The sequence below is a fragment of the Staphylococcus sp. HMSC62D11 genome (assembly GCF_001839145.1).
Taxonomy (GTDB): domain Bacteria; phylum Bacillota; class Bacilli; order Staphylococcales; family Staphylococcaceae; genus Staphylococcus; species Staphylococcus lugdunensis.
Map to the genome: position 1 here is coordinate 67,675 of NZ_KV840207.1, position 18,214 is coordinate 85,888.

Here is an 18,214-nt window from a genome sequence, read left to right on the forward strand (position 1 = left end):
TACAAATATCCTCCTTAAATACGTCGACTTTAATTTCAAACTGTTTTGCTAAGTGATCAGTGACCTGTAACAATAACAATCAAGAATTAGACGCGACGACGTTTTGGTGGACGACAACCATTATGTGGTACTGGAGTAACGTCTCTGATTGCTGTTACTTCTAAACCAGCAGATTGTAATGCACGGATAGCTGATTCACGACCTGGGCCAGGACCTTTAACTGTTACTTCTACAGTTTTTAAACCGTGTTCCATTGCAGATTTTGATGCAGTTTCTGAAGCCATTTGTGCTGCAAAAGGTGTAGATTTTTTAGAACCTTTAAAACCTAATGCACCAGCTGATGACCATGATAATGCATTACCAAATTCATCTGTGATAGTTACAATAGTATTGTTGAATGTTGAACGGATATGCGCAACACCGTTTTCAATATTCTTTTTAACTCTACGTTTACGAGATACTTGTTTACGTGCCATTTATTTTTGCCTCCTTTACCTATTATTTTTTCTTGTTAGCTACAGTTTTCACTGGGCCTTTACGCGTACGAGCGTTATTTTTAGTTTTTTGACCGCGAACTGGTAATCCACGACGGTGACGGATACCACGGTATGATGAAATTTCCATTAAACGTTTAATGTTTAAATTTTGTTCACGACGTAGGTCACCTTCAACTTTAAAGCTATCAACAACCTCACGGATACGACCTAATTCATCATCTGTTAAATCTTTTACACGTGTATCAGCTGAAACATTTGCTTGTTCAACAATTTTTTGAGCTGTTGATGTACCGATACCGTATATATAAGTTAAAGAAATTACAACGCGTTTTTCACGTGGAATATCTACTCCTGCAATACGTGCCATATAAATTTACACCTCTCTTTTAATTAACCTTGTCTTTGTTTGTGCTTAGGATTATCACAAATTACCATAACTTTACCTTTACGTTTAATGACTTTACATTTTTCGCAAATTGGTTTTACTGATGGTCTTACTTTCATTTTTATACCTCCCTATATTATGGAGTGACGATTATTTATAACGATACGTAATTCTACCGCGTGACAAATCATACGGAGACATTTCTACTGTTACTTTGTCGCCAGGAAGAATTCGAATATAATTCATTCTGATTTTACCACTTACATGTGCTAAAATCTCATGACCATTTTCTAATTCTACTTTAAACATAGCATTTGGTAAAGTATCAAGTACTGTACCTTCTAATTCAATTACATCTTGTTTCGCCATTGATTACTTCCCCCTTTTTGCAATAGTAAGGTAATCGTCAATAGACAACTTTAACGATACGAATCTATTTCAGTGACTAGTTAGAATAACTTCAACAAAAGTGCGGGAATTATATCGTCTTATGTCACTCAACTTATTAATCATAGATTAAACCTAAATAAAATCACCATTTAATAGACCGTATAAAGTTGATCTATTTTAAATGATTTAAGATATCAATGACATCGCTGGTTACTTCGTCAATGTTTTTTGAACCATCAATGTTTTTCAAGACACCTTTTTTATCATAGTATTCTAAAATAGGTTTTGATTGTTTAACATTAACGCTCAAACGGTTGGATACTGTTTCTGGATTATCATCTTCTCGCTGATACAACTTTCCACCATCGATATCGCAAATACCTTCTACCTTTGGAGGATTAAAAACAAGATGATAAGTCGTACCACATGTTTCACATATACGTCGACCTGTTAAGCGATTCATTAGTTCTTCTTCTGGAACTTCTATATTGATAACCGCATCAATATCTCTGTCAAGCTCAGACATAATTTCATTTAATGCCTCAGCTTGATCGATTGTTCTAGGAAAGCCATCCAATAAAAAGCCTTTTTTTGCATCGTCTTCAGAAATTCTTTCTTTAACGATACCTACAGTAACTTCATCAGGGACTAATTCCCCACGATCCATGTATGATTTAGCTTCTTTGCCTAAATCAGTCTCATCTTTAATCGCTTTTCTGAACATGTCACCAGTAGATATATGTGGTATTGGGAATTTCTTAACAATTTCACTCGCTTGAGTTCCTTTACCTGCGCCAGGTAGACCCATTAAAATGATATTCATAAATGCCCTCCTACAAGTTATCTACCACCAAAGCCTTTATATTCTTTTTGGCTTACTTGAGCTTCTAAAGATTTCATAGTTTCAATTGCTACACCAATAACGATAAGCAAGCTTGTACCACCAATTTGAATGGATTGTGGTAAGCTCATAAACTTAGTCGCTAAAATCGGTAAAATAGCAATAACTGCTAAGAAAATAGAACCTACAAAAGTTAAGCGATATAGCACTTTAGTAATATACTTTTTCGTTTGGTCGCCAGGACGAATACCTGGTACATAACTACCTTGTTTCTTCAAATTATCGGCCATTTTTTCAGGATTAACTTGAACAAATGCGTAAAAGTAAGTAAACGCAATAATTAACACAACATAAACAATCATACCATAAGTATTGGATGGGTTCGCAGTTTGAGATATAGTTTGAGCCCAATCTGCTTTAGGGAAGAACAACGTTAATGTTCTTGGCAATAAGAAGAACGCCATCGCAAAGATTACTGGTATAACCCCTGCTGAGTTAACTTTCAAAGGTAGATAAGTTGCTTGTGAACCTAATCGTTGAGCTGATTGTTTTTTCGCATATTGAATAGGTATCTTACGCTTCGCTTCAAGTACATAAATTGCACCGATTGTTAGCAAGATTAAACCTACTACTAAACCTATCACTTTTAACCATGCTAAAGTCGTATCATCGTTACCAACAAATGCTTGTTGCGCAAATTGGATGATAGATGATGGTAAAGTGGATAAGATACCCGCGAAGATAATGATTGAAATACCATTACCCACACCAAACTGTGTGATTTGGTCTCCAAGCCAAATTAAAAATGCTGTTCCTGTTGTTAAGACAATCGCAATTAACAAATAACTCATCACGGATTGATTAATAACCAATTTACCGCCTAGATAATTGTTAAATTGGAATGCCATACCTATTGACTGAACAAAAGCCAATATAATTGCAAAGTAACGTGTGACGTTACTTAATTTTCTTTTACCTACTTCACCTTGTTTCGCCCATTCAGAAAACTTAGGTACGATATCCATCTGTAATAGTTGCATTACGATAGATGCAGTGATGTATGGCATAATACCCATTGCAAAAATTGAAAAGTTCTTTAAGGCTCCGCCACCAAACGTATTTAGCAAAGCAGCAACACCTTGATCCGAACCTTGATGTGCAAAGGGTTCAGGATTTACTCCTGGAGCTGGGATATACGTCCCAATCTTAAAAATAATTAACATTGCTAGAGTGAAGAAAATCTTGTTACGAACTTCTTTAGTTGTAAAAAAGCTCACAAGCGTTTGAAACATTAGATCACCTCGTGTGCTCCACCTTTTGCATCAATAGCATCTGCTGCTGAAGCTGAAAATTTATGAGCTTTCACTGTTAATTTTTTCTCAAGTGAACCATTACCTAGTACTTTAATACCAGATTTTTCATTCTTCACAACACCAGTTTCAACTAATAAAGCTGGAGTTACTTCAGTACCATCTTCAAATTTATTAAGTTGGTCTAAGTTAACAATAGCATATTCCTTACGGTTAATGTTAGTAAAACCACGTTTAGGTAAACGACGGAATAAAGGCAATTGTCCACCTTCAAAACCTGGTCTTACGCCACCACCTGAACGTGCTTTTTGACCTTTTTGACCGCGACCACTTGTTTTACCGTTACCAGTTGCAGCACCACGTCCAACACGATTGCGTTCTTTACGTGATCCTTCAGCTGCTTTTAACTCATGTAATTTCATTCTCTCGGCACCTCCTTATTTATTTTTCTTCTACTGATAATAAATGTTTTACTTTGTTGATTTGCCCACGAATTGCAGGGTTGTCTTCAACAACTACTGAACTGTTTGTCTTTTTAAGACCCAATGCTTCAACAGTTTTACGTTGTGTTTCAGGACGACCAATAACACTACGCGTGAGGGTAATTTGTAATTTAGCCATTATTTATTTTCCCTCCTTAATTGTATAATTCTTCTACTGTTTTGCCACGTAATTTCGCAACATCTTCAGCATTTTTAAGGTTTTGTAATCCATTGATTGTTGCACGAACCATATTGATTGGTGTGTTTGAACCTAATGATTTACTTAAGATATCAGTAATACCTGCTAATTCTAATACCGCACGAACTGGACCACCAGCGATAACACCAGTACCAGGTGCAGCAGGTTTCATGAATACGCTACCTGAGCCATAACGACCAGTGATAGTATGAGGAGTTGTTCCTTCTACACGTGGAACGACTACTAAATCTTTTTTAGCTGCTTCTACAGCTTTTTTGATAGCTTCAGGTACTTCTTGTGCTTTACCAGTACCGAAACCTACACGACCTTTTTTGTCTCCTACTACTACTAATGCAGTGAAACGGAAACGACGTCCACCTTTAACAACTTTCGCAACACGGTTGATTGTTACAACGCGTTCTTCAAATTCTTTCGCTTCTTCTTCTCTACGAGCCATGTAATTGTCCCTCCTTTAAATTAAAATTCTAATCCGCTTTCTCTTGCAGCATCTGCTAATGCTTTTACACGACCATGGTATAGGTAACCTCCGCGGTCAAATACAATAGCTTTAATGCCTTTGTCATTGGCTTTTTTAGCAATTGCTTCACCAACTTTTGTAGCTAAATCTACTTTAGAAGTTGAGTCACTAGCAATATCTTTATCTTTAGATGATGCTTGTACGATTGTTTCGCCTTTTACATCATCAATAATTTGTGCGTAAATATGTTTATTTGAACGATAAACATTCAAACGAGGTTTTTCAGCTGTACCAGATAAGCTAGTACGAACACGTGCATGTCTTTTTAAACGCACTTTATTTTTATCAATTTTACTGATCATTGTTATACTCCTTTCTTTCGAGAGTTATCTATTATTTACCAGTTTTACCTTCTTTACGGCGAACGTATTCACCTTGGTAACGAATTCCTTTACCTTTATAAGGTTCTGGAGGTCTTACTGCGCGAATGTTAGAAGCAATTGCTCCAACTTGCTCTTTAGATACGCCAGATACTTTGATTGTAGTATTCTTTTCAACAGCAAATGTGATACCATTTTCTGCTTTAATTTCTACAGGGTGAGAATATCCCACATTTAATACTAAATTAGTTCCTTGCATTTGAGCACGGTAACCAACACCAACAAGTTCAAGCGTTTTTTCATAACCTTGTGATACACCTTGCACCATGTTGTTTAATAAAGCACGAGTAGTACCATGAACTGTACGATCATCTTTAGAATCTGATGGTCTTACTACTTCGATAGTGTTTTCTTCTTGTTTAAAAGTCATTTTTTCATCAAAAGTTCTTGATAATTCCCCTTTTGGACCTTTAACAGTTGCAGTATGACCATCAAATGTAACTGTTACGTCTGTAGGAATATTAATAATTTTCTTACCAACACGACTCATGTTAGGGCACCTCCTTATTTATTATTACCAAACGTATGCGATAATTTCTCCACCAACATTACGTTTTCTTGCTTCTTTATCAGTGATAACACCTTCAGATGTAGAAACTAATGCGATACCTAAACCATTTAATACTTTAGGCACTTCGTTAGCTTTAGCATAAACACGTAAACCTGGTTTAGAAATACGTTTTAAACCTGTGATAACACGTTCGTTATTTTGACCATATTTTAGGAATAAGCGAAGAACACCTTGTTTATCGTCTTCAACGAATTCTACGTTTTTAATGAAACCTTCATTTTTTAAGATTTCAGCAATTTGTTTTTTAATGTTTGATGCAGGTAACTCTAATTTATCGTGACGCACCATGTTAGCGTTTCTCACTCGAGTTAGCATATCTGCAATTGGATCTGTCATTGTCATTGATTGTTGCCTCCTTTCAGACTCTTAATAATTACCAACTAGCTTTGCGTACGCCAGGAATTTGACCTTTATAAGCTAATTCACGGAAACAAATACGGCATAATTTAAATTTACGGTATACAGAATGTGGACGTCCACAACGTTCACAACGTGTGTATTCGCGTACTGCATATTTTTGTTTTTTTTGTTGCTTAGCAACCATTGAAGTTTTAGCCACTTAATTAGCCTCCTTTTTTAGAGATTATTTACGAAATGGCATACCGAAGTTTGATAACAATTCACGAGCTTCCTCGTCAGTGTTAGCAGTTGTTACGATAACAATATCCATTCCTCTTACTTTGCTTACTTTATCATAATCGATTTCAGGGAAAATTAATTGTTCTTTAATACCTAAAGTGTAGTTACCGCGACCATCAAATGCTTTTTTAGAAACACCATGGAAGTCACGTACACGTGGTAATGAAACTGCGATTAATTTATCTAAGAATTCATACATTCTTTCACCGCGAAGTGTTACTTTTGCACCGATTGGCATACCTTCACGTAAACGGAATGTTGCGATTGATTTTTTAGCTTTAGTTACTAATGGTTTTTGACCAGTGATTAATTCTAATTCTTCAACTGCACTATCTAAAACTTTAGAGTTTTGAACAGCATCACCGACACCCATGTTAACTACGATTTTTTCGATTTTTGGTACTTCCATTACTGAACTGTAGTTAAACTTTTTAACCAAGTTTTCAGTAACTTCTGTGTTGAATTTTTCTTTTAAACGGTTCAAAGTGGATCCTCCTTTCGATTATTTATTAATTATTAGATTTGATTTCTTCGCCTGACTTTTTAGCAATACGAACTTTTTTACCATCAACAAATTTATAACCAACACGTGTAGGTTCATTTGTTTTAGGGTCTAATAATTGTACGTTAGAAACATGGATAGCTGCCTCTGTTTCTAAGATTCCACCTTCAGGATTTAATTGAGTTGGTTTTTGGTGTTTTTTAATAACATTTACACCTTCCACAACGACACGGTCTTTTTTAGGTTCAGTAGCAATAACTTTTCCTTCTTTACCTTTGTCTTTACCTGCGATAACTTTTACGTTGTCACCTTTTTTGATATGCATGTGGGCACCTCCTTAAATATTATGGTTATTGTTTGTTTATAGTACTTCTGGTGCTAATGAAACGATTTTCATGAAGTTACCTTCACGTAATTCACGAGCAACAGGACCAAAGATACGAGTACCACGTGGGCCTTTGTCATCACGAATAATGACACATGCATTTTCATCAAATTTGATATATGAACCATCATCACGGCGAACACCTGACTTAGTTCTAACTATAACAGCTTTTACTACATCGCCTTTTTTAACAACGCCACCTGGTGTTGCATTTTTAACAGTACAAACAATTACATCACCAATGTTCGCAGTTTTGCGACCAGATCCACCTAACACTTTGATTGTAAGAACTTCACGAGCACCAGAGTTGTCTGCCACTTTTAATCGAGTTTCTTGTTGGATCATTCGTTAAACCTCCCTTATCTTTAATCTTGTATTAAATAATTACTGACTCTTCAACAATTTCTACTAAACGAAAACGTTTTGTTGCTGATAAAGGACGAGTTTCTTGGATTTTAACAATGTCTCCTAATTTAGCTGAATTGTTTTCATCATGAGTTTTGTATTTTTTAGAGTATTTTACACGTTTACCGTATAATTTGTGTGTTTTGTAAGTTTCTACTAATACAGTGATAGTTTTGTCCATTTTGTCAGAAACTACTCTGCCAGTGTAAACTTTGCGATCATTTCTTTCACTCACTTTTACAACCTCCTCTTTTATTGATTAGCCTTACTTTGTTCAATTTCTCTTTCACGAGCGACAGTTTTTAGACGTGCAATCGTTTTTCTTACTGTGCGAATACGTGCAGTTTCCTCTAATTGACCTGTAGCTAACTGAAAGCGTAGGTTAAAAAGTTCTTCTTTTGAAGATTTGATTTGTTCTTCGATTTCTGAAGTGGTTAAGTCTCTAATTTCCTTAGCTTTCATTTGTTTCACCACCCAATTCTTCACGTTTTACAAACTTAGTTTTAACTGGAAGTTTGTGACTAGCTAAACGCAATGCTTCACGAGCAACTTCTTCTTGTACACCAGCAATCTCGAATAAGATACGACCTGGTTTCACAACTGCGATCCAACCTTCAACAGCACCTTTACCGGCACCCATACGAACTTCTAAAGGTTTTTTAGTATATGGTGTATGTGGGAAGATTTTAATCCAAACTTTCCCGCCACGTTTCATGTAACGTGTCATAGCAATACGAGCAGATTCGATTTGACGAGATGTAATCCAAGACGTTGTAGTTGCTTGTAATCCATACTCACCAAATGTTACATAGTTACCGCCTTTTGAACGACCAGTTGTTTTTGGACGATGTTGACGACGATATTTAACACGTTTTGGTAGTAACATTATTATTTTCCTCCTTCACTAGTGTTCTTAGTAGGAAGAACTTCTCCACGATAAATCCATACTTTAACGCCTAATTTACCATAAGTAGTGTCGGCTTCAGCATGTGCGTAATCAATGTCAGCACGCAATGTATGAAGTGGAACAGTTCCTTCAGAATATTGTTCGGCACGAGCGATGTCTGCGCCACCTAAACGACCAGAAACTTGAGTTTTGATACCTTTAGCACCTAACTTCATAGCTCTTGAAATCGCTTGTTTTTGTACACGGCGGAATGATGCACGATTTTCTAATTGACGTGCAATGTTTTCAGCAACTAAACGTGCATCGATATCAATTTTTTTGATTTCAACAACGTTGATGTGTACTTTCTTATCAGTTAAATTGTTTAATTTGTTACGAAGTTTTTCAATTTCTGAACCGCCTTTACCGATTACCATACCAGGTTTACCAGTATGAATCGCAATGTTAATTCGGTTAGCTGCACGTTCAATGTCAACGTGTGAAACTGATGCTTCTTTTAATTCGTTATCAATAAATTTACGGATTTTTAAATCTTCGTGTAGTAATGATGCAAAGTCTTTTTCAGCATACCATTTTGCTTCCCAATCACGGATGATACCGACACGAAGTCCGATAGGATTAATTTTTTGACCCACAGTGTTCCCTCCTTAAATAATTATTAAGCTTCTTTAGCTTCTTCTTTTCCGTCACTTACGACGATAGTGATGTGGCTAGTACGTTTGTTAATTGCACTTGCACGGCCTTGTGCACGTGGACGGAAACGTTTTAAAGTTGGTCCTTCATTAGCATATGCTTCTTTAACAACTAATTCATCAGTGTTCATATCATAGTTGTGTTCAGCATTTGCTAAAGCGGACATTAATACTTTTTCAATTACTGGTGATGAAGCTTTGTTTGTCAATTTTAAAATTGCAATTGCTTCAGCAGCATTTTTACCTCTGATTAAGTCAAGAACTAATCTAACTTTACGAGGTGCGATTCTTATAGTTCTAGCAACCGCTTTTGCTTCCATTAGGATTTCCTCCTCTACTTATATATGTTATCTTCTTGTTTTCTTGTCGTCTGCTGCATGTCCTTTGAATGTACGAGTTGGAGCAAATTCACCTAATTTGTGACCAACCATATCTTCAGTAACATAAACAGGTACATGCTTACGTCCATCGTATACTGCAAATGTATGTCCAATGAAATTAGGGAAAATTGTAGAACGACGAGACCATGTTTTAATTACTTGTTTTCTTTCACTTCCGTCTTGAGCTTCAACTTTTTTCATTAAATGATCATCGACGAAAGGTCCTTTTTTAATACTACGAGCCATTTGGGCGCCTCCCTTCTTATTGTGTGCGTGCAGCTTTACGCCGCACACCCAAATAAGTTGATTTTATTATTTTCTCTTACGTCCACGTACGATAAGTTTATCTGATGCTTTTTTACCACGACGTGTTTTCTTACCAAGAGTTGGTTTACCCCATGGAGACATTGGAGATGGTCTACCGATTGGAGCACGACCTTCACCACCACCGTGTGGGTGATCGTTAGGGTTCATTACAGAACCACGAACTGTAGGACGGATACCTTTCCATCTTGAACGTCCTGCTTTACCTACGTTAACAAGTTCATGTTGTAAGTTACCAACTTGTCCAATTGTTGCTCGGCATGTTGATAGCACCATACGAACTTCACCAGAACGCAATCTGATTAATACGTATTTACCTTCTTTACCAAGTACTTGAGAGCTGGCACCTGCTGAACGCGCAAGTTGTCCACCTTTTCCTGGTTTTAATTCAATGTTATGGATGATAGTACCAACAGGTATGTTTTGTAATGGTAATGCGTTACCAACTTTGATGTCAGCGTCTTCACCACTTTCAACTACTTGTCCTACTTCTAATCCTTTAGGTGCAATAATATAGCGTTTTTCACCATCTGCATATACTAATAATGCAATATTTGCTGATCTGTTTGGATCATATTGAATAGAATCAACTTTAGCTGTGATTCCATCTTTATTACGTTTGAAATCGATAACACGGTATTGACGTTTGTGGCCGCCACCATGATGGCGTACTGTCAATTTACCTTGGTTGTTACGTCCCGCTCTTTTCGGTAGCGGTTGTAATAATGACTTTTCTGGAGTTGTTTTAGTAATCTCCGCGAAATCTAATGAAGTCATATTACGACGACCATTTGTTATTGGCTTATATTTTTTAAGAGCCATTGTCGCTTACCTCCTTATTGGTAATTTTATTTTAGTTAAATAAGTCGATTGATCCTTCTTTTAATGTAACAATCGCTTTTCTTCGTTTATTCGTATAACCTTGGTATCGGCCCATACGTTTTTTCTTAGGTTTATAGTTCATGATGTTGACATTTGCAACTTTAACGTCAAAGATTTCTTCAACAGCATCTTTAACTTGTGTTTTATTTACACGAGTATCAACGTCAAATGTATATTTTTCTTCTGCCATAGCTTCTGAAGATTTTTCAGTGATTACGGGGCGCTTAAGAATGTCTCTAGCTTCCATTATCCGAGCACCTCCTCAACTTTTTTAGCAGCTGCTTCAGTGATGATTACACTGTCAGCACTTGAAATATCTAATACGTTTAAACCAGTCGCTGTAGTAACTTGTACTCCAGGAATATTACGTGCAGATAATGCTACGTTTACATCTTCATTTTCTGTCACTACTAAAACTTTTTTAGGTTGTTCTAATGTAGTTAACACGTTTTTGAATTCTTTCGTTTTAGGTGCTTCGAAACCAAAGCTATCTACAACTGTGAATCCATTTTCTTTAACTTTGAATGACAATGCTGAACGTAACGCTAAACGACGCATTTTCTTAGGCATTTTATAAGCATAGCTTCTTGGAGTTGGTCCAAATACGATACCACCACCACGCCATTGTGGCGCACGAATCGTACCTTGACGCGCACGTCCTGTACCTTTTTGTCTCCATGGTTTACGTCCACCGCCACGAACTGCTGAACGATTTTTAACAGCATGTGTTCCTTGGCGTAATGAAGCACGTTGTAATGTAATTGCTTCAAAAAGCACGCTGTTATTTGGTTCAATGCCGAATACTGCATCGCTAAGTTCTACTGAACCTGCTTTAGAACCGTCTACTTTTAATACATCATAATTAGCCATTATGCATTTTCCTCCTTTCGCTACTTAATTATTTATTACCTTTTTTAATTGAAGATTTAATTTCTACTAAGCCTTTTTTAGCTCCTGGAACATTACCTTTTACAAGGATAACGCCATTTTCAGTATCAACTTGTACTACTTCTAAGTTTTGTACAGTCACTGTGTTACCACCCATACGTCCAGGTGCTTTTTGACCTTTAAATACTCTTGAAGCATCAGAAGCCATACCTACTGAACCTGGTGCTCTGTGGAAATGAGAACCGTGAGCCATTGGTCCACGTGCTTGACCATGTCGTTTAATAGCACCTTGGAAACCTTTACCTTTAGATACGCCTGTTACATCAATGATGTCGCCAGCTTCAAATGTATCAACTGAGACTTCTTGACCTACTTCGTATTCATCAACATTGACGTTTCTGAATTCACGAATGAAGCGCTTAGGTGCTGTGCCTGCTTTTTTAGCATGACCTTCAGCTGGTTTCGTTGCATATTTGTTTGATTTTGCATCTTTTTTATATGCTTGTTTGTCTTCAAAACCTACTTGAATAGCATTGTATCCATCTACTTCTTCAGTTTTCTTTTGCAATACTACGTTTTGACTTGCTTCTACTACTGTAACTGGGATTAATTCACCATTTTCTCCAAATACTTGAGTCATCCCAATTTTTCTTCCTAAGATTCCTTTGGTCATCGAAAGTCCACCTCCTAAAATTTTCTATTATAATTTAATTTCGATGTCTACACCAGATGGTAAGTTTAAGCCCATTAAAGCATCAACTGTTTTTGGTGTTGGGTTCACAATATCGATTAAACGTTTGTGTGTACGTTGTTCGAATTGTTCACGAGAATCTTTATACTTATGCACCGCACGGATAATTGTATAAACTGATTTTTCAGTTGGTAACGGAATTGGTCCAGAAACATCTGCACCAGAACGTTTTGCAGTTTCAACAATTTTTTCTGCTGATTGATCAATCACACGGTGATCATAAGCTTTTAATCTGATTCTGATTTTTTGTTTTGCCATAATTTTCCCTCCTTATTCGTCTACATTTAAGTGATAGACTTCTCCACGAAAACTATCTGCCACAACGCCATGGCAAAGCGGCCGGGTGTGTCAGTAACCTTTCGCTTCATCGCTTCTTACAAGTCCAACATTAGATATGATACAGTAAAAACCCATCTAATTCAAGGGGTTTCTGTAATTTTTCTAACCTTGTCTAACACATACCTTTGTATTGTACTTGATAATTACAGTCAGTTCAACTGTTTTTCGCATTTTTAGTCATTAATTATTTAGGTAATATTAGTTTACAGCCTTTTTAATTTCTATATATCTTTTTTTTACATATAATATAGGTAAATGGAGGTGTCGTTACATGAAACATAGTATTAAAGTTACACTTTCACTTATTAGTGTATTTATATTAGTATGTGAATTCTTTTATGGAATCCCCTTTTTAGGTGGAATGATTATCTTTAGTTATTTTTGGCAACCGTTATTATTTAATGCATTTTTATATTTAGTATTGGTTATAATCTTGCTTTTCGATAAACAAAATGCCATTAAGCCTATGCTAGTTATACCTTTAATTGGAATTGTCGGGTCACTTATTGCAATTCTTCCAATTATTGGGATGATTACGCATTGGATTTTATTCTTCTTGATGGTATTTTTCTTATTTATCGTCTTAAGCGCTCCAACTTATCTACCTAATAAAAATGCGCGTGTTGTTTATACACAGTATAAAGATGATAAACATGAGAATCGCTGATTTAATTAAAACGAAGCGGGATAACATTCATTTTGAATTCGTAGTCCCGCCCCGACAAAAGGTTGGCTAAGATTGAAAAAACTTGGTATAAACGCATTTTCAATCAAGTCAACTATTGTCCATATGTAATTAAGATCCTAAAACATGATTCATATGTCTTAGGATCTTTTTAATTTTAACCGTGTACAAACACGAAATATAAAATGAAGAGCACCATTAATACATACATGATTGGATGCACTTCTTTATGTTTTTTAGTAATAAGCATTGTAATTGGGTAGAAAATAAAACCACACGCAATTCCAGTAGCAATAGAATACGATAAAGGCATCATGATAATTGTAATAAACGCTGGAACAGCTACTTCGAACTTTTTCCAATCAATTTCAGCAAAGTTTGCCGCCATCAATACCCCAACAACAACAAGGGCTGGTGTAGTAACAGCACTTGTTACAACTTGCATCAATGGGCTGAAGAATAATGCCAATAAGAAGCAACAACCTGTCACGATACTCGCAAATCCTGTTCTTGCTCCTACAGCAACACCAGAAGTAGATTCTATATATGATGTTGTCGTTGTCGTACCAAATATTGCACCGACGATCGTTGCTAGTGAGTCTGAAAATAATGCTCTACCTGCACGTGGGAGTTTATTATCTTTCATAATACCTGCTTGAGTTGCAACCGCAACTAATGTACCTGCAGTATCAAAGAAATCAATAAATAAAAACGTTAATATTACAATTAAAAATTGAATCGTAAACAGTTGTGATGGATCTTTAAATGCTTCGAAAGCTGCCCCAAATGTTGGTTTAATACTTGGAACATGTCCTACTATACCTGAAGGTGCATGAATAAGTCCCGTTACCATTCCAACAATTGCAGTAATCACCATTCCTATAAAAATTGAACCAGGTACTTTCTTAGCATATAAAATAACCGTTACAACAATACCTAATATCGCTAATAATACTGGCCCTTCTGTTAACTTTCCAAGCGTTACAAGTGTGGATTTGTTTTTCACAATGATTCCAGCGCTTTGTAAACCAACAAAGGTGATAAATAAACCAATACCAGCCGATACTGCCATTTTCATTTGATATGGGATGGCATTAATAATGACTTCGCGCCAACCAGAAATTGTCAAACAGGCAAACACAATTCCTGAGAAAAGCACACCTGTTAATCCGATTTGCCATGGAATACCCAAATTTAATACTACTGTAAATGCAAAGAAGGCATTTAATCCCATACCTGGTGCTAATGCAATAGGATATCTCGCTATCAATCCCATAAATAAAGAACCAACAAAAGCTGCTAAAGCAGTTGCTACAAAAATCGCTCCTTGATCCATCTTCATGTCTGGAGTTACACCCTTAACCCCTGCAAGACTTAAGACATGTGGATTGACAGCCAATATATAAGCCATGGATAAAAATGTCGTTATCCCACCAATAATTTCCTTCTTATAATTCGTGTTATTTTCGTCAAATTGGAAATATTTTCTCACCGTAAAATGCTCCTTTTAATAAAATACTTTAATAGTTTAATACCTATTAGTAGAAAAAACAATAGCAAATACGAACTTTATTATTATAAAGTCTCATTTTGTTCGAATTATTTATAGTTTTAAATTTTTTAACGCATCTTTAAACGGATTATTTTCCAACTTTTCATCAGATGACATATATTTCTTCATTTCCTTTTTAGATATCTTATTATTATTTTTTTGCTTCATTCGCTCATCCATATGTCGTTGTGTTTCCGTATAGCCGCAAATACAACGATATGTCGCTTCTTTCCCTTTACCAAATAATGTCATTTTCTTCTTACAATTTGGACATCTTGCATTCGTTTTACGTTGCACATTCTTTTTCGTTTTACAAGAAGGATCTTGGCATACTAGCATCTGCCCATTCTTTGTTTTTACTTTAATCATAAATTTCCCACATGTAGGACATTCTGTTGTAGTTAAGTTATCATGTTTATATGTCTGCACACTATTTTTAATGTCATGCACTATTTTTGTCGTAAAATCTTGCATTTCCTGTATAAATTTCCGCTGATTATACTTACCTTTTTCAATTCGAGTTAATTTTTCTTCCCATTCTGCAGTTAATAGCGGTGAAGTTAAGGCTTCTGGTGCTAAATCTAATATTTGTTGTCCTTTAGATGTGACCTTAATCTTTCCGTCTGTTGATTCAATTGCATTAATATTGAAAAGTTTTTCAATAATGTCTGCCCGAGTCGCTACGGTGCCAATACCTCCAGTTTGTTTAAGCATTTGTGCATATTTCTTATCTTGTATATGAATAACTTGTTGTGGTGATTCCATCGCTTTTAATAACGTTCCTTCATTAAAATAATCTGGTGGTGTTGTTTGATGTTTCTTTATATTTGTTTGTGAAATTGGATATTGTTGCCCTTGACGGAAAGGTTGTTTCTTTACTTCAGTTTGCGTTGTGTCAAATAAGGCTTTATATCCTAGTTGCAAAGGTATGTTTTCTTTCATTTTAAACTGGTGCTGTGCTACTTCTAACTTAACCGTTGTCATTTCATATTGGTATGGTTCCATTAATGATGCAATAAAGCGCTCAGCCACAAGCATATATATGTTTTGTTCTCTTGCAGTAAGTTGATTTAAATCTGGTCTAATTTCAGTTGGAATGATCGCATGATGATCTGAAACTTTTTTATCATTAATGATATTTAGTTTTGTATTGAACGACTTTTTCATTAGATTTTTAACTGCAACTTTGTAATCAGTTGCAAGTAAAGCTTGCAGTCGTTCAGAGAACGTTTCTACCATATCACTAGTTAAAAAGTTAGAATCGGTTCTAGGATAAGTCACTAATTTATGTCGTTCATATAAATTTTGTAACGTGTTCAGAGTTTCTTTAGGTCCCATTTTAAATCGGCGGTACGCCTCTTGTTGTAAATCAGTTAAGTTAAACAATGCTTGCGGATAGCTTTTTTTACGCTTTGTCTCAACGGTCGTCACTTGAATATTATTTTGTGCGATGGCTTTAACGATATGCTCTAAATCTTCTCTTTGTTTAAAGCGTTGCTGTGAGTCCAAATCAAACTCATAGCCAGCAACTTTAATGTGCAATGTGTAGTAATCTTCAGGTTTGAATTGCTTGATTTCTTTCTGACGCTCATACACTAATTGAATGGTTGGCGTTTGCACACGTCCTAATGATAATTGAGCATCATATTTAGTCGTTAAAGCACGGGTTGCGTTAATCCCTACAATCCAATCTGCTTCACTGCGCGCTAATGCTGCTTGATACAGATGATTATATTTTCTCCCGTCTTGTAAGTTCTTAAAACCTTGTTGAATTGCTTTTTTAGTAACTGAACTAATCCACAAACGTTGAATTGGCTTTTTATTGCCTACTTTGTCTAAGATAAGCCGCGCAACAAGTTCGCCTTCTCTACCCGCATCAGTAGCAATAATCACGTTATTTACCTGCTTATTTAACAATAATGATTTCACTGTTTTAAATTGCTTGCTTGTTTTTCCAATTACTATCGTTTTCATATGTTTGGGAATAATGGGCAAATCGTTTAAGTTCCATGTCTGATATCTTTTGTCGTAATGCTCGGGTTGAGCATTGGTTACTAAATGTCCAAGTGCCCAGGTCACAATATATTTTTCGTTTTCTATATAACCGTTTTTCTTATGCGTTATGTGTAAAGCATCTGCTATATCTCTCGCAACAGAAGGTTTTTCAGCTAAAATTAAAGATTTCATAGTAAGTCCTTTCATTTCAAGTGTCACCATATTCGACACTATTTTGTCATTAATAGTCTTATTGTAACATGTGATTTCACATGCAAAGCTTTTAATTGTTGACGATTATTCTTATAATTAACTTAACTATAAGGTGCGGGAGGTAAATCAATGGAAATTCATAAACTCACAGAATTAGCAACGATTAAGTCATTTATAGAAGCTTCGAGTTACATTCAGACCTCATATTTATATAAATTGCCTCAAAATTATGATGATATAGATACTTTATTAACCAAGGCAATACATTTTCCAGGTGTATTTGCATGTGCAGATAATAACAATGATATAAAGGCCATTTTGATTGCTTTCTCTTACGCAAAAGATTGTTATAAAGTCATTGGTCCATTTACTAAAGGAGAGCATGACTTAACTGTGGAGGATTTTCAAGCGTTATTTAATGCATTAAATTCAAATGTATCTGCTCATTCGATTTTTAATTTTTCTTTTGAAGAAGGACTCCAAACGTATTATCCATTGATGGATGCTATTCATGCGCATTATAATTTCACGGATTACTATCTAGAAGCCTATAAGCAAACACATGCGGAGACAATTAATCCTAATATTATTGAATATCATACAGCTTTTTACCGTCATTTTGCTAAGTTGCATCATGATACTTTTAAACACGGCGCACATACAGCAGAAGAACTTATCGCTACATTAGATGATTACCATCGTTTATTCCTTTTTGTTAGTGAAGGCATCTTAAAAGGTTATCTGTATCTACAAATTGATACTACTGGTTCCCATGCTGAAATTAAATACTTTAGCTCTCACTCAGATTATCGTTTCATGGGCATTGGCTTTGATTTATTAAGTTATGGACTGAATTATGCCTTTAAGCACTATGAAATTAAAAAAGTTCATTTTAAAATACGAAGTAAAAATACAAAACTTGTATCACGCTTTAATGAACTTGGTTTCAAAGTCAATTATGAATATAAAAAATTTAAACTTGAACAATTCACTAAGCCTACAAGTAGCAACTAAAAAGTAATTTGAACAAGTCTTGAACATCATTACATTTTAAGCTATGAACTAAATATTGACAGTAGTTG

General features: G+C 35.6%; 31 protein-coding genes. 2 read left to right on the top strand and 29 right to left on the bottom strand.

The features are described from left to right. Positions 1-86 precede the first annotated feature (86 nt). From rpsK to rpsJ, 27 genes are all read right to left on the bottom strand, one after another. Positions 87-476 (bottom strand): 30S ribosomal protein S11, encoded by a 390-nt coding sequence (gene rpsK / locus HMPREF3267_RS11815; RefSeq protein ID WP_000101625.1) that lies wholly within the window; start codon positions 474-476, stop codon positions 87-89. Between the two features lie 22 nt (positions 477-498). After that, positions 499-864: a 30S ribosomal protein S13 gene (rpsM, locus tag HMPREF3267_RS11820; RefSeq protein ID WP_002460049.1), complete on the bottom strand. Its 366-nt coding sequence runs from the start codon at positions 862-864 to the stop codon at positions 499-501. Between the two features lie 23 nt (positions 865-887). After that, entirely contained in the window at positions 888-1,001 is a 114-nt protein-coding gene (rpmJ, locus tag HMPREF3267_RS11825) for a 50S ribosomal protein L36 (RefSeq protein WP_001829709.1), read from the bottom strand. Between the two features lie 31 nt (positions 1,002-1,032). Further along, positions 1,033-1,251, bottom strand: coding sequence for a translation initiation factor IF-1 (infA, locus tag HMPREF3267_RS11830; RefSeq protein ID WP_001829792.1), 219 nt, complete (start codon positions 1,249-1,251; stop codon positions 1,033-1,035). 193 nt (positions 1,252-1,444) lie between these two features. Further along, positions 1,445-2,095, bottom strand: a complete 651-nt coding sequence (locus tag HMPREF3267_RS11835) for an adenylate kinase (RefSeq protein ID WP_002478833.1) — start codon at positions 2,093-2,095, stop codon at positions 1,445-1,447. A 17-nt stretch (positions 2,096-2,112) separates the two neighbouring features. Beyond that, positions 2,113-3,405, bottom strand: a complete 1,293-nt coding sequence (secY, locus tag HMPREF3267_RS11840; protein ID WP_002460051.1) for a preprotein translocase subunit SecY — start codon at positions 3,403-3,405, stop codon at positions 2,113-2,115. Continuing rightward, the gene (rplO, locus tag HMPREF3267_RS11845) at positions 3,405-3,845 is read right to left on the bottom strand and encodes a 50S ribosomal protein L15 (RefSeq protein ID WP_002460052.1); all 441 of its coding nucleotides are present in this window, start codon (positions 3,843-3,845) and stop codon (positions 3,405-3,407) included. The genes secY and rplO overlap by 1 nt, the downstream gene beginning before the upstream one ends. 19 nt (positions 3,846-3,864) lie before the next feature. After that, positions 3,865-4,044, bottom strand: a complete 180-nt coding sequence (gene rpmD, locus HMPREF3267_RS11850; RefSeq protein ID WP_002460053.1) for a 50S ribosomal protein L30 — start codon at positions 4,042-4,044, stop codon at positions 3,865-3,867. Positions 4,045-4,060: 16 nt separating this feature from the next. Continuing rightward, positions 4,061-4,561, bottom strand: coding sequence for a 30S ribosomal protein S5 (gene rpsE / locus HMPREF3267_RS11855; protein ID WP_002460054.1), 501 nt, complete (start codon positions 4,559-4,561; stop codon positions 4,061-4,063). A 20-nt stretch (positions 4,562-4,581) separates the two neighbouring features. After that, entirely contained in the window at positions 4,582-4,944 is a 363-nt protein-coding gene (gene rplR / locus HMPREF3267_RS11860) for a 50S ribosomal protein L18 (protein ID WP_002460056.1), read from the bottom strand. Between the two features lie 31 nt (positions 4,945-4,975). Then, a complete protein-coding gene (gene rplF, locus HMPREF3267_RS11865; protein ID WP_002460057.1) occupies positions 4,976-5,512 on the bottom strand; it encodes a 50S ribosomal protein L6 in 537 nt (178 codons plus the stop codon). Between the two features lie 24 nt (positions 5,513-5,536). Then, complete coding sequence (rpsH, locus tag HMPREF3267_RS11870; RefSeq protein ID WP_002460058.1) at positions 5,537-5,935, bottom strand: 30S ribosomal protein S8; 399 nt, start codon at positions 5,933-5,935, stop codon at positions 5,537-5,539. Between the two features lie 31 nt (positions 5,936-5,966). Beyond that, entirely contained in the window at positions 5,967-6,152 is a 186-nt protein-coding gene (locus HMPREF3267_RS11875) for a type Z 30S ribosomal protein S14 (protein WP_001140799.1), read from the bottom strand. A 24-nt stretch (positions 6,153-6,176) separates the two neighbouring features. After that, positions 6,177-6,716, bottom strand: a complete 540-nt coding sequence (rplE, locus tag HMPREF3267_RS11880; RefSeq protein ID WP_002460060.1) for a 50S ribosomal protein L5 — start codon at positions 6,714-6,716, stop codon at positions 6,177-6,179. 25 nt (positions 6,717-6,741) lie between these two features. Then, positions 6,742-7,059, bottom strand: a complete 318-nt coding sequence (rplX, locus tag HMPREF3267_RS11885) for a 50S ribosomal protein L24 (RefSeq protein ID WP_002448459.1) — start codon at positions 7,057-7,059, stop codon at positions 6,742-6,744. Between the two features lie 36 nt (positions 7,060-7,095). Next, positions 7,096-7,464 carry a 50S ribosomal protein L14 gene (rplN, locus tag HMPREF3267_RS11890; protein ID WP_002460061.1) on the bottom strand — a complete coding sequence of 123 codons (369 nt, stop codon included), beginning with the start codon at positions 7,462-7,464 and terminating at the stop codon, positions 7,096-7,098. A gap of 31 nt (positions 7,465-7,495) precedes the next feature. Continuing rightward, positions 7,496-7,759 carry a 30S ribosomal protein S17 gene (rpsQ, locus tag HMPREF3267_RS11895; RefSeq protein ID WP_002460062.1) on the bottom strand — a complete coding sequence of 88 codons (264 nt, stop codon included), beginning with the start codon at positions 7,757-7,759 and terminating at the stop codon, positions 7,496-7,498. Between the two features lie 17 nt (positions 7,760-7,776). Next, positions 7,777-7,986 (bottom strand): 50S ribosomal protein L29, encoded by a 210-nt coding sequence (rpmC, locus tag HMPREF3267_RS11900; RefSeq protein WP_000644737.1) that lies wholly within the window; start codon positions 7,984-7,986, stop codon positions 7,777-7,779. Beyond that, positions 7,976-8,410 carry a 50S ribosomal protein L16 gene (gene rplP / locus HMPREF3267_RS11905; protein ID WP_002460063.1) on the bottom strand — a complete coding sequence of 145 codons (435 nt, stop codon included), beginning with the start codon at positions 8,408-8,410 and terminating at the stop codon, positions 7,976-7,978. The genes rpmC and rplP overlap by 11 nt, the downstream gene beginning before the upstream one ends. Positions 8,411-8,412: 2 nt before the next feature. Beyond that, entirely contained in the window at positions 8,413-9,066 is a 654-nt protein-coding gene (gene rpsC / locus HMPREF3267_RS11910; RefSeq protein ID WP_002460064.1) for a 30S ribosomal protein S3, read from the bottom strand. Positions 9,067-9,089: 23 nt separating this feature from the next. Continuing rightward, positions 9,090-9,443, bottom strand: coding sequence for a 50S ribosomal protein L22 (rplV, locus tag HMPREF3267_RS11915; protein WP_000387527.1), 354 nt, complete (start codon positions 9,441-9,443; stop codon positions 9,090-9,092). A gap of 27 nt (positions 9,444-9,470) precedes the next feature. After that, positions 9,471-9,749: a 30S ribosomal protein S19 gene (rpsS, locus tag HMPREF3267_RS11920; RefSeq protein WP_002478831.1), complete on the bottom strand. Its 279-nt coding sequence runs from the start codon at positions 9,747-9,749 to the stop codon at positions 9,471-9,473. Between the two features lie 66 nt (positions 9,750-9,815). Beyond that, positions 9,816-10,649 carry a 50S ribosomal protein L2 gene (gene rplB / locus HMPREF3267_RS11925; protein WP_002460067.1) on the bottom strand — a complete coding sequence of 278 codons (834 nt, stop codon included), beginning with the start codon at positions 10,647-10,649 and terminating at the stop codon, positions 9,816-9,818. A 31-nt stretch (positions 10,650-10,680) separates the two neighbouring features. Next, positions 10,681-10,956, bottom strand: coding sequence for a 50S ribosomal protein L23 (gene rplW / locus HMPREF3267_RS11930; protein WP_002460068.1), 276 nt, complete (start codon positions 10,954-10,956; stop codon positions 10,681-10,683). Further along, positions 10,956-11,579 (bottom strand): 50S ribosomal protein L4, encoded by a 624-nt coding sequence (rplD, locus tag HMPREF3267_RS11935; protein ID WP_002460069.1) that lies wholly within the window; start codon positions 11,577-11,579, stop codon positions 10,956-10,958. The genes rplW and rplD overlap by 1 nt, the downstream gene beginning before the upstream one ends. A 28-nt stretch (positions 11,580-11,607) precedes the next feature. Further along, positions 11,608-12,270 (bottom strand): 50S ribosomal protein L3, encoded by a 663-nt coding sequence (gene rplC / locus HMPREF3267_RS11940; RefSeq protein WP_002478829.1) that lies wholly within the window; start codon positions 12,268-12,270, stop codon positions 11,608-11,610. A gap of 27 nt (positions 12,271-12,297) precedes the next feature. Next, on the bottom strand, positions 12,298-12,606 hold the full coding sequence (gene rpsJ / locus HMPREF3267_RS11945) for a 30S ribosomal protein S10 (RefSeq protein WP_001118667.1): 309 nt from the start codon (positions 12,604-12,606) through the stop codon (positions 12,298-12,300). A gap of 352 nt (positions 12,607-12,958) precedes the next feature. Between rpsJ and HMPREF3267_RS11950 the strand changes: the two genes are divergently transcribed. Further along, entirely contained in the window at positions 12,959-13,354 is a 396-nt protein-coding gene (locus HMPREF3267_RS11950; protein ID WP_002460071.1) for a hypothetical protein, read from the top strand. A 175-nt stretch (positions 13,355-13,529) separates the two neighbouring features. Here the strand turns inward: HMPREF3267_RS11950 and HMPREF3267_RS11955 are convergent, their stop codons facing one another. Together HMPREF3267_RS11955 and HMPREF3267_RS11960 are read right to left on the bottom strand one after the other, a co-directional pair. Further along, the gene (locus HMPREF3267_RS11955) at positions 13,530-14,864 is read right to left on the bottom strand and encodes an NCS2 family permease (RefSeq protein ID WP_002460073.1); all 1,335 of its coding nucleotides are present in this window, start codon (positions 14,862-14,864) and stop codon (positions 13,530-13,532) included. 111 nt (positions 14,865-14,975) lie between these two features. Further along, positions 14,976-17,111 carry a DNA topoisomerase III gene (locus tag HMPREF3267_RS11960; RefSeq protein WP_062078789.1) on the bottom strand — a complete coding sequence of 712 codons (2,136 nt, stop codon included), beginning with the start codon at positions 17,109-17,111 and terminating at the stop codon, positions 14,976-14,978. Positions 17,112-17,261: 150 nt separating this feature from the next. Here HMPREF3267_RS11960 and HMPREF3267_RS11965 point away from each other — a divergent pair, with 150 nt between their 5' ends. Further along, positions 17,262-18,146 (top strand): GNAT family N-acetyltransferase, encoded by an 885-nt coding sequence (locus HMPREF3267_RS11965; RefSeq protein ID WP_062077940.1) that lies wholly within the window; start codon positions 17,262-17,264, stop codon positions 18,144-18,146. The last annotated feature ends 68 nt before the right edge of the window (positions 18,147-18,214 follow it).